General features: G+C 37.8%; 8 protein-coding genes. 1 reads left to right on the forward strand and 7 read right to left on the reverse strand.

Going from position 1 to position 12,162, the window contains the following annotated elements; all coding sequences use genetic code 11:
• Positions 1-9: 9 nt before the first annotated feature.
• Entirely contained in the window at positions 10-972 is a 963-nt protein-coding gene (locus tag HBB17_RS15765; protein ID WP_167958468.1) for an ABC transporter permease, read from the reverse strand.
• Between the two features lie 395 nt (positions 973-1,367).
• Between HBB17_RS15765 and HBB17_RS15770 the strand changes: the two genes are divergently transcribed.
• The gene (locus HBB17_RS15770) at positions 1,368-2,309 is read left to right on the forward strand and encodes a helix-turn-helix domain-containing protein (RefSeq protein ID WP_167958469.1); all 942 of its coding nucleotides are present in this window, start codon (positions 1,368-1,370) and stop codon (positions 2,307-2,309) included.
• Between the two features lie 155 nt (positions 2,310-2,464).
• On the opposite strand, the gene HBB17_RS15775 is transcribed toward HBB17_RS15770, so the two are convergent.
• The 6 genes from HBB17_RS15775 to HBB17_RS15800 all read right to left on the reverse strand — a co-directional run bounded on the left by HBB17_RS15775 (position 2,465) and on the right by HBB17_RS15800 (position 12,158).
• Positions 2,465-4,531, reverse strand: coding sequence for a beta-galactosidase (locus HBB17_RS15775; protein ID WP_167958470.1), 2,067 nt, complete (start codon positions 4,529-4,531; stop codon positions 2,465-2,467).
• Positions 4,532-4,601: 70 nt separating this feature from the next.
• Positions 4,602-6,623 (reverse strand): beta-galactosidase, encoded by a 2,022-nt coding sequence (locus tag HBB17_RS15780; RefSeq protein ID WP_167958471.1) that lies wholly within the window; start codon positions 6,621-6,623, stop codon positions 4,602-4,604.
• Between the two features lie 38 nt (positions 6,624-6,661).
• A complete protein-coding gene (locus HBB17_RS15785) occupies positions 6,662-8,374 on the reverse strand; it encodes a glycosyl hydrolase 53 family protein (protein ID WP_167958472.1) in 1,713 nt (570 codons plus the stop codon).
• Between the two features lie 33 nt (positions 8,375-8,407).
• Entirely contained in the window at positions 8,408-9,385 is a 978-nt protein-coding gene (locus tag HBB17_RS15790; RefSeq protein WP_167958473.1) for a LacI family DNA-binding transcriptional regulator, read from the reverse strand.
• A gap of 209 nt (positions 9,386-9,594) precedes the next feature.
• The gene (locus HBB17_RS15795; RefSeq protein ID WP_167958474.1) at positions 9,595-11,202 is read right to left on the reverse strand and encodes a DUF3502 domain-containing protein; all 1,608 of its coding nucleotides are present in this window, start codon (positions 11,200-11,202) and stop codon (positions 9,595-9,597) included.
• Positions 11,203-11,234: 32 nt separating this feature from the next.
• The gene (locus HBB17_RS15800) at positions 11,235-12,158 is read right to left on the reverse strand and encodes a carbohydrate ABC transporter permease (protein ID WP_238483775.1); all 924 of its coding nucleotides are present in this window, start codon (positions 12,156-12,158) and stop codon (positions 11,235-11,237) included.
• Positions 12,159-12,162: the final 4 nt, after the last annotated feature.

Raw genomic sequence — 12,162 nt, forward strand, 5'->3', positions numbered from 1 at the left:
TCTCACCCCCTAGATTAGTCCATCTTCTCCAAGTTTTTTAGCAATCTTGTCTGCTAGTAAAACGAGTAGTAATCCAATTACAGACTGGAACAACCCAAGTGCTGTCGCTTCACTGAATTTTCCACTTTCTATACCCCAGCGATAAACCAAAACTGGAATGGTTGTTGCATACTCTGTTGCTTTGGAATTTGATAAGGCATAGATTCGTTCAAAGGAACCTTGCATGATCTTACCTAGATTCATAATAAGCAACGTTACAATTGTTCCTCGTATACAAGGAAGTGTTACATGAAAACACTGTTTTAAACGACCAGCACCATCTACCCTCGCTGCCTCATACAATTCCGTATTTACATTGGTAATTGCAGCTAGATAAATAATTGTTCCCCACCCCATGGATTGCCATACACCAATTGCTACGTAGGAGATCAACCACCAGGTATTCTCTTGCAGAAAAGGTATTGGACTCTTTCCCATGTTTGCAATGATGGTATTCACAACGCCATTGCTTAAACTAAACATCTGATATGCCAATGACCCAATAATGATCCAAGATAGAAAATGAGGTAAATACAAAAGCGTTTGTGATACTTTCTTAAACCATTTTGTACGGATTTCATTCAAAAGCAGTGCCAATAAAATCGGCATTGGAAAACTAAAGATTAAATCCAAAATATTCAGATATAATGTATTCCAAACTGCTTTCCCAAAATTTCTTTTTGCAAAGATCTTTTCAAAAATATCCATCCCTACCCATTTACTATCTGCAAACCCCTTTGCAACTTTGTAGTCTTTAAAAGCAATGCTCAATCCAAAATAAGAACCAAACTTGAAGATGATGATAAAGGCCATTGGCAAGATCATCAGTGCATAAAGTTGCCAGTTTCTCTTCATATATAATCGAAATTTATTTTTTCCTTGTTTCTTTTGGAGTTGCTTTTTGCTGATTGCTACTTCCATAGATTCCTGCATACATTTCCTCCTTTTCGATTTGTAGCTCCGATTCATTTATACAGACATTGTATCGATTTTCCTGTACTACTTCTCTGCAAGCTCATAGAAATACTATGCATTTTCAACCATTTATTTTTCCCCGAAACAACTCCCTCTTTCCTTTTTTTCGTCATTATTATAACTTTAACACTTGTCCCTCTTTATTTTTTATTACTTTTTCCCTAATTTTTTTGTTTTTCATACTATACTGTAATTTTCTTTAGATATTTTTATTTTTAAGAAGTCGTATTTGCTCATTCTAATCTTGCTTGTTTTTGTAACAGGAACTATACTAGGAATAGACAGAACGAATAAAGTTAATGCTCTTTGTTTTTACGGTATACGCGTATAAAAATTTAGGAGAGGTGAATTCTTTGGGACGACGAAAGAAAACGATTATTGAATATCGAAATTATGAGTTATTGCCTTACTTTCCAGTTCTCCTATTAACTGGTGAGAAGTGGCGAATCTCCGACATTCCATCTGGAAGACTTCATTTTCACAATTGTCTTGAGATTGGATTATGTGAAACCGATAGTGGTACAATGGAATTCATGGATACCATTCACTCTTTTTCTGCAGGTGATGTTACCATAGTTGCCAGTGACATACCTCATACTACGTATTCAAAAAAAGGAACCTCCAGCAAATGGTCCTACCTTTTTTTGGATATTGAAGAGCTTTTTCATCCATTTTTCCAACTTCATTCTTTGGAGAATTCCACTGGCCTTCATCGATTACTCCATGATTATAGTGCAATCTTATCTCGAAATACTTACCCGAACATACATACTCTTGTAACAATGATCATACAGGAATTAGTACAGAAAAAACAGAACTATCAATTTACCGTTCGTGGATTAGCGGTTGCACTTATGACAAACTTGCTAAATATATACTCGCAAACCGAAGCACACCCTACCATACAGATTCACGAGAATTCTCTTGCAATTGCTCCTGCACTTGACTATATGGAGTTAAATTATAGAAACACTTTCTCTATGGATTGTTTGGCAAATGAGTGTAATTTAAGTCCATCACATTTTCGTCGTCTCTTTTTGGCGATTATGAATATGACTCCACTTGATTATCTCAATAACCTTCGTGTTCAAAAAGCATCTGTACTCCTTCGTTCTACAGAAATCCCGATCTTACTCATTTCGGAAGATGTTGGCTTTGGTTCTCTGTCCAGTTTTAATCGGCATTTCTACAATAAGTTTGGGAAGACGCCAAGAGAGTGGCGCTCCCAGCTATCGTATATACGAAATCAATCCATCCAGATGTATAGCGGTTGGCTATTGCCACCATCACAGTAGACTCATATACTCTTACCGTCACAAAACAACAGGGAAAACAACAAAAGAAGCTATACAAAATTGCATCGCAAGATGATTTTGTACAGCTTCTTTATAAGAATATTCTAATGTCCAGTATAACTCTATTTTCCTCTGTAATGATAGTAATCTTCTCTCTATAATACGCGAGTTACCGTTTCAATATCAACACGAATTTGATTTAATTCACATGCGATTCCATTATAGAACTCTGGCCATTTTTCTAAGTATCGTTCTTCCTTCCATCTTAATGGTAGAATCTCAATTTGAACTGTTTTAGGGAACCCAAATCTCTTCAAGCCAATTTCCCATGTCTCCCCAGTATAAAACCAATCATCAACCCATTCTGAATCCACATACAATTTCGCCTGGTCGCCGCCGAAATCCACTCGCAAAAAGCAGTCATTTTGTTGTTCAGGATAGCTAATGGTAACCTCATATATCATTTTATCATCCGTTGATTCTAATTTTTTATATGTTACATGACCTTCTGGGTGATTTCCCTTACATTCATAAATGCTGAATCCTCTACAATCTTTTCCCAACAAGGAGTACCCTTCTGGTATACTTGGTAGCGCAGGATATGCAAGTATCTTATCACTGGATCTAGAAAGAAGTTCGAATCCGTCATCGGTTTCTACAACCTCCCCCTCTGTACAGAGAAGATAGTCTTTTCCCCTACTAATCTTCCATGCATTCAATGCTTCGTTACGGGATAAGGTAAGTACACTGGCATTGTGTGGTTGTTTCTTCCAACAGTATTCAGGGTCTATATCCGCATAGAATACATACCGTTCCTGTCCATTCTCTTGTATCTTACATAATGGTGTAGCACATGCTTTCTTCAAGATTCCATCTCCCACCTTCATGTTGAATGGGAGGAAGAAGTAATCCTGATTCTTAATATCCATCACTGGATACGTGATTGTTTCATTGTCCAATTCTACTTCTAAAGTAGTTTTCCTATGTTCCTTCATTTGATGGCCTCGCTGATAATTGTTCACAAACAAGTATCCTTGCTCTCCATCTCTTCTGATCGATGTACGAAGATCTTCCCAGTTTTCTGGTGAAAGTGGATTAGTTGCTGGGAAGAATGCTTTCATTTTACATAGATCACTTCCAAAATCAGCAATAAACATTGCTAATAGCTTTATCTCCCGTAACGTCTTCGACATTTGTCCAAATTCTCTAATTGGTGCTGCAAAATCATAAGAGTATACAGGAAGATCATTCAAATATCCAGTTGCCCTTGACTCTTGCAATGTTGAGAGTTTTCCCTTCGGATTCGTTCCTCCATGATACATATAGTATCCAAGTAGATTAACCCCACTTCCAAGCTTAACCATAGACATAGCTCCAATGTCCTTTGGCCGGGCAACTGGTCGTCTGTGATGAGTAACCTGAAGTCCACCACCGAGTTCTGCTGTTAAGAACGGGAATTTTGTCATATCAAAGGTAATCCCATAACCAATCTTGTGATCGCTTCCAATATTATGATCATTTCTTTCGGCAGTAAAGATATAATTACCACTTGGTTCAATTTCCGTCAAACGTTGATCCCATGGAGCCTCGCAGTATCCGCCCATAACCGGTAACAATCCACCTGTTACAGCACCGCCCCAGCCAGTTGCCGTATAGTAAGGAACTACCAATCCTACTTTCTTGGCTATTTCCGTCAGTTTTCTCATGTGGGCTTCCCCTTCTTCTCCTTGAAGACCTCCACAATGTCCATATTCATTTTCAACCTGTATTCCAATGATTGGTCCACCATCCTCATAAAGCAGTCCCTTTACTTGCTTTGCGATTTCACCATAATACCGTTCAACTTTTGCAAAATACTCTGCCGTATTCGTACGTGGTTCATACTCTTTTTTCAACAACCAATCTGGAAAACCTCCGTTTCTCACCTCTCCATGACACCATGGTCCAATACGAAGAAACATAGAAAATCCACAATGTTTTACGGTTTCAACAAATGTTCTTAAATCTCTCTGTCCTGTAAAATCAAAGACTTCTTCCTCTTCCTCATGGTGAATCCATATGACATAGGAAGAAATTACTTCAATTCCTCCCGCTTTCATTTTATAAAGCGATTCCTTCCAATATTCTTTTGGATATCGACTATAATGAAATTCTCCCATCATTGGAAACCATGGTTCTCCATCTTTGGTCAGGTATTCGTTATTAAAACTATATGTATTCATAATTTATCACGCTCCTTATCCCTTGCTGTTTCCTCTTATTTTATCCAATTGCATAATCATTATTGCTGCATTATTCTCCAATTAATTTCTTAACCAAAACCTTCGTGTCATATGGCTCTATTAAATCATTCCAGCCCCCCAGCAAAACAGAATACGTGGTATCTGGCAATTCCATTCTTATTGCTTCTCTTCCAAAATTCTGAACAAAGAGATAGCGATGGGTGTCTGTCTCCCTCGTTGTAACTTCAATTCCATCTGGTAATCCATACACGAATTCATTCAACTGTTTCTCTTTCACTAATTCTCTACATAAATCATCATAAAAATCTTGCTCAAAATCTGCACATATATAATATGTTTTTCCATTTCCATACTGGTTCCTTACAAATGCGGGATACCCTGCGTAAAAATCTTTCTCATACATAAGCAAAGTTTCTGCTGTATCCGTACAAATTAAATCACAAAAATTCCTACATTCATATTGCTTTTTTTCTGCCCAATATTCATCTGTTGCTATACCATAATTTGACTCTTGATCATAAAGTGCATCCAGTTCCATGCTTCTCAATCCTAATACATCCATTAACTGATGAGGTGTTCCTCCTAGATGACACAGATCGGTTTCATTTACAATTCCAGACCAGTACGTCATGACTAGCGTACCGCCGTTCTTAACATATTCTCGAATTTTCTCTTCAATCCCACACCGAAACATATAGAGCATTGGTGCAAATACAATTTCATAATCAGTTAATTCATCTTCCATATCAAGGATATCCACATTTAATCCTTGTTTTCGAAGTGCTGCATACATCTTCATCACTGTATCCATATAATGCAGCCCTTTATTCCTTGGTCCTTGTGCATCTTCCATTGCCCAACGGCTTTCACAATCATGTAGGATTGCAACTTTCGCTTTCGTATCACTTCCCACAATTTCCTTTATCTTCAACAGATCACTTCCCACTTCTGTAACTTCACGGAAGACACGTGTATCCATGCCACCATAATGATCGATCACTGCACCATGAAATTTCTCACTAGCTCCACGACTTTGTCTTATTTGGAAATATTGAACACTATCCGAACCATGTGCAATGGCTTGTAAGGATGCTGCACGAAGCATTCCTGGTCGCTTTAATTTACTGACGCTCTGCCAATTGGTTGCAGTAGGACAGGATTCCATCAGTAAAAATGGTTTCTTTAATATGCTCCGCATGAAATCATGTTGAAAAGCAGTATCTAGTGCTGTTTTCTTTTCTTCTTCTTTATGCCATACAGGGTAATTATCCCAAGATACAAAATCAATCAAGTCTTTGAACTTTCGATAATTAAGTCCTGTAAAATCGTACATCATATTAATGGTTACTGGTAGTGTAGACCCCCCCTCTCTTATGGCTTTCTTTTCCCAAGCAACAAAATCTGCTGTTTGGTCCGTTACAAATCGTTTCCAATCAAGGTTTAATGCATGAAGCATCATCTCCCCTTTTGGTGATGGGCTCTCAACTTGTGCAAAGTTTTGATAATCATGACTCCAGAAAATCGTATTCCAAGCTTTGTTTAGATTCTCAATGGTCTGGTACTTCTTTTCAAGCCACTCCTGAAATGCTGCCTGACAATAAGAGCAGTGACATTCTCCACTAAGTTCATTCGATATATGCCAAGTAGTTACTGCAGGGTGCTTTCCAAAACGTTCACTGAGTTTTCGATCAATCTGGCTAATTTTTCTTCGATACACAGGAGAAGTATAACAATGATTATGCCGTCCCCCAAACAGATTTCGACTTCGATCTGCATTCACTCGCAATACCTCAGGATATTGATCTGCCAACCATTTCGGTCTTGCAGCTGAAGGTGTTGATAATATAACAGAGATACCATTTGCATAAAGTTCATTGATTAAGTTTTCTAACCATGCAAAGTGATAAACGCCTTCTTGTGGTTCTAATGTTGACCAAGAGAATACCCCCAAGGTTACTTCGTTGATATGAGCTGCCTTCATATATTCGATATCTTGTTTCAGTATGTCAGGTGAATCTAGCCATTGTTCTGCATTGTAATCTCCGCCATATATAAATTCTGTCTGATCCATAATTCATTACTCCTCATCTATATTTCGTATTTTCCGTCTCAGGTGGAATGAGAAAAGCTGAATTTTCGTATCATTCCGTAAACTGGTGGTGCTGATACACGAATGCCAACTGTAACCATCTGTGGTTTACAAAAAACCGGTTTCACCTGAAAGACGCCCCATTCATGTTCCGTTGGATGAATCATCGTCTCTGAAATTCCATCCATCGTTTCGATAAATAAATGGATTTCAACATTTGTTGTATCTGTTCCCTTATATTCCACCTGTAGAGTATAGTACCCCTCCCTTTGGATCATTACTTGCTGATGTATGGCAAAGGTAAAATTCTTAGGTGATTCAATTCGAAGGGAATTAACAGGTGGAGCAGGAAATGGATCTATAAAATCTGGAGAAAGCTGTACCACTACATGTTCTTCTGATTTTTGTACTTCCCACTGTGTTAACCCTTCGTTCCAATTAACATCACGAAGAAGATTCATCTCTTTTGGTACTTCTTTCAGAACCACTACCTTGCAAAAAACAGGAAATGGAATTGAGTCCATGTTACCAGTTATCCTATGTTCTCCCATTTCCCATTGTTTCTGTTCAATCTGCCACTCTACGTGTTTCTTTTGAATTGTACCATCGTAGAAGAGAACAGGTAATTGTTCTGGCAATCCTGGTTCTTCATCAACTGTTATTTGTATATCTTCTGGTTCATAAACTTTTGCTGGTTCTCCTACACGAAGTTGCTCTCTGGTAAAACCGAAGGACTTTATTCCTGGAAGAATTCTTCCTTCTTCATTCAAAAGCCCCATATTATCTGACCAACCGCCTTCTCCTGGCACTGGAATACACAATGGTTCCCAATAGTATACGCCACATCCCATCTGTCCTGGTATTGAGGCTACAATGTTCATTACCAAATCCAATACTTTTTGCTGTCCTTCTGGTGTTGCTGCAATTCCAGCAATCTTTTCTTGGCTTTCATCAATAAATCCCGTGCTGCTTTTTCGCCAGGCATGTGCTGTCTCTACAACCATAATTGGCTTTTGATATGTATGAATTAAGTTCATAAGTGATTGCTGTAAATCATGAAATGTTCCATGCCAGAATGGATAGTAGGACAAACCAATGATATCAAAATCCAGTAAACCTGTTTCTATGGACTTGTCAAACCATTCTTTCAGATAGAAAAAACGTCCGCCTTGATCGAGGTGAATCATCACTTTCATGGTTTCTGCATCCGCAACAGACCTTGCTCCACGTATCCCGGCATTCACCAACCTTACCATATGTTCATAATCAGGTAATTCTCCTTCTGGAAACAATAACCCGCTACGAATCTCATTTCCAATCTGCACGATATCTGGGAGAACATCTTCTGCCTGTAAGGCAAGTAGTGTGTCTCTGGTATAGGTATATACTGCCTCTTCAAGTTCATCAAAACTAAGATTTTCCCAGTCTTTTGGTTTTACCTGTTTTCCTGGGTCAGCCCAGAAATCCGAATAATGGAAGTCAAGCATAAAGTTCAGATGATGTGCTTTGATTCGTTTTGCCATCGCTATGGTATGTGTAAGGTTACAAAAACCTTTTGCCTCCTCAACATATTCTGGGTTATTCCATAAGCGAAGCCGAATGGCATTCACACCATATTTCGTAATCAGTTCAAAGGGTTCCATGACTGTACCATCTAGATCCTTCATCTTCACAGCTTCTGCCTCTAGTTCTGGCAAACCCGAAATATCCATACCTTTGTAAAATTCAGCCATAATTATGTTGCTTCCTTTCTATCTAATGTTCACTTAATTCGTAGATTTACGGAATAATATATCATAGTCAACCATTGCCCTTGTTTCATAACTTTTACCAAGCAAATGTTGGATCAATTGTTTTCCTGCAATATTTCCCATCTGTGTTGCTGCAACATTCACTGCTGTTACTGCCGGAGAATAGCACTCAAGATTTGAACTATTATATAGAGATGCAATAGCGATATCTTTTGGTATCCGATATCCTTCTGCCTGAAGTCTGGACATGATCATCGTACAAACTTCATCATCTCCACATATGATGCATTCCACCTTCTGTGCAATCAGATCTGCGATAATGGAATCCAAGAATTCCATCTTAATGGAGCCATTATAGAACAGTTGATTCTTTGCAGAAATTCCATTTTTCAATAATGCTTTACAGAATCCATCATGTCTTTTTTTATCAACGCTAAAATGCAAATCTTTAACCAGCAAAGCAAATTTTTTAAATCCTCTTGCAATTAACATAGATGTCATTTTTTCTGCTGCACCTTCATTATCGGTGTCCACTTGTATAATTTCTTTGTATTGGCATGTACCCGTAATTGCTGTAGGGAATTGCATTTCCATCAAATACTGTAACGCTTTATCATCCTCAAGGCTTCTTGTTAATACAATTCCATCGACTCTTCTGTTTTCTACCAATTGTTGAAGTTCTGTTATATCATGCATCTTTCCTGTGGTAATCAATACATTATAGCCAAATACGGATGCTGCTTCACAGATTCCTAATAGACAATTTTGGAAGTAAGCTCCACCTCCATAATATACGTCGGCAGGAAGAACGACGCCGATATTATAGGTACGATATTGTTCTTCTTCTTTTATCCTTTTCATACCGTCATGTTCTTTTATAAAATTCTTAATCTGCTCACTGGTTTCCTTACTGATTCTTCCTTTTCCAGATAACGCTCTTGAAACCGTACTTTTTGATACTCCTAATTTATTAGCAATTTCATCTAATGTCATAACCACTCCTACAATTATCTCAAAGATTTTCTATGGATAGAACAAAGCGTACACTCTCGCATTAATAACAGCTTCAAAGTACGTTTTGTTCTCCGCGCCGAGCACAGTCAGCTTCAGCTGACTATCTTATGTGCGAGTGCGCATCCCCCCGGTGGACTTTTCTATTATATGAAAGATAAGGCTGCTACATTCAGTAGCAGCCTTCCTTATTAATTAGCCTGCTTTTGTGCAACATATGCTTCTGCCTGTGCATTCAATTCTTTAAGAATATCTTGTATTCCGGCACTTTCTAATGCTGCTTTCATATCTTTAATTGCTTTATCTACATCATCTACAAGTCCATTTTTCAATGGATCATAATAATTACCAAGTGCTGCTTCAACTGCTGCAAATTGGGTACTTACATTGGTTGAATCAAAGTTAAATCCATCATATACATGTTCTGCTTTGATATTGTTATTGAATTTTTCTTGTAATTCATCAAATCGATCATCTAAAGCTGTTCTGTTTTCGATATATTCTTTTCTTTGGATTTCACAGTTATTCCAACCCCAGTTACAGTTGTTGCTAACACCATATCCGCTTTCATCAATAACTTTGTACTGGTCATCGCCAACAGCTTCCCAATGTTTACCCTCAACACCTAACATAGCAAGATCATATACTTCAGGGTTTGTATAGAATTCATTTAATACCATCATAGCTCTTTCTTTGTTCTTGCTGCTTGCATTGATTGCAACACCATTGTTGATATATGAGTTAACTTTCTTTGGTTGATTAGCAACTGGATCTACGATTGTTACATTCCAATCTGCATTTTCATCATTTGCTTGTTTTGCATATGTATTACAACTTCCAAGGTTCCAGATCATACCAGCAGTTCTTCCTGTTAAAAGCCCTGTTTGTCTTTCATCACTTGAGTTCAATACATCACTTGACCATGCACCTGCATCTGCAAGTTCTTTCATCTCTACGCAGAACTCACGGAATCCATCCCAGTCTAAGATATAGGTAAATCCTAAATCATCTGGATTTTGTGTATTGTAAAGAATTAATTCACCACCTTGTGGTGTACCACTTGTTGTAGTAAGTCCCTGTGATTGGAAGTATTGATAGTAAGGGCTTCCGTTACTTGCATACATACCATCTGCAGCACATGCTTTATAGAAGTTCATTAATTCATCCCATGAAGCGATGTCTTCAAAGCCATACTTCTTCATTAAATCACCACGAACTGCCATAACATCTTGGCCGAATTCGTTTGAATAGTTTGGTACCATGTAGATTTCACCATTAATCTTTGCTTGTTCCCATGCCATCTCTGGTACAACATTCCAGATATCTGGAGCGTACGTCTTAATGAAATCTTCTGATAATGGTGCAAAGCCGCCTAATGCTACGGTTTGTTCATAATGACACCAGCTAGATGCGGTAAAAATCAAATCAAAATCTTCCTGTGAAGAAAACAGAAGGGAGTATTTTGTATCATGTTCACCCCATGACAAGAATTCTACATTCAATGTACAATTCAGTTTTTCTTCTAGGATTTCATTGATTTTTCCATAAACCTCATCAAAATCCTGTGTTCTGTCACCAATTAGGTACATTGTAAGATCCACATGTTCAGAAGTATCCACTTTCGATGTTTCCCCATTGTCACCAGATGCTTCTGCAGTAGCTTCAGTAGTTACCTCTGTAGAATTTCCTGAATTTTGCTTATTGTTATTGGATTTGTTTGATCCACAACCCGTAAGCATTCCTACTGCCATTGCAGTAGTTAGTAATACTGATAATAGTTTTTTTGTCCTTTTTCTCATAAGAACCTCCTCTTAAATTTATTTGATAAAATTTAACCCTTTACTGCTCCAATCGTAATACCTTGAACGAAGTACTTCTGAACCAGTGGATAGGCTAAAACGATCGGTCCTGTTACTACTATAGTCAGTGCCATCTTTAAGGTTTGTGTTGGCAATGACATTGCACTTGCCACTGCACTGCTAGCGGCATTGTTCGCAATTAGTTTCTTATATGCTTCAATATTGTTAACCTGTTGATATAAGAAATACTGCAATGGATATTTACTTGGTGACTTGATATATAACATTGCGTTGTACCAGTCATTCCAATATGCTAAAGCAATGAAAAGTCCAACGGTTGCAAGTGCCGGCTTAATTAAAGGAATAACAACTTTGAACAAGGTCCGGAATTCTCCACAGCCGTCCATCTTGGCTGCATCGATCAAGGAATCTGGAATTCCCATGATATAACTCTTCATAATCAGTAAGTTATATACACTGAAGATCATTGGAAGCAATAGTGCTAGGTAATTATCACGTAAATTCAGCGTCTGTGTAATCAGAATATAATAAGGAACTAATCCACCAGAGAATAAGGTTGTAAAGTAGAAGAAGAACGAAAATTTATTCCTCCATTCAAAATCTTTTCTGGATAATACATAGGCTGTCATTGTTTGAAGTAATAATCCAATAACCGTACCTGCCAGTGTCAGTCCAATTGTAGTTGCATATGCAGTAAGTACTACAAGTGGTTCTCTGAAAACCGTCTTATAAGCTGCAAGACTAAACTTCTGTGGTAAAAGATTGAACCCATTCTTAATAATCGCGTCTTCTGAAGAAAAGGATCCGGAAATAATCATAATAAATGGTATTAAGCAAAAAAGAGCAACAAGACCACAGAATCCATATGAAATGATATTCAGCCAAATTACATCAGGCCCTTTTTTGATTTTATTTGAATGCTTGGTATTTCCCACTTTT

Origin of the sequence: Anaerosporobacter faecicola (genome assembly GCF_012070565.1) — a bacterium.
Classification (GTDB): Bacteria; Bacillota; Clostridia; order Lachnospirales; family Lachnospiraceae; genus Anaerosporobacter; species Anaerosporobacter faecicola.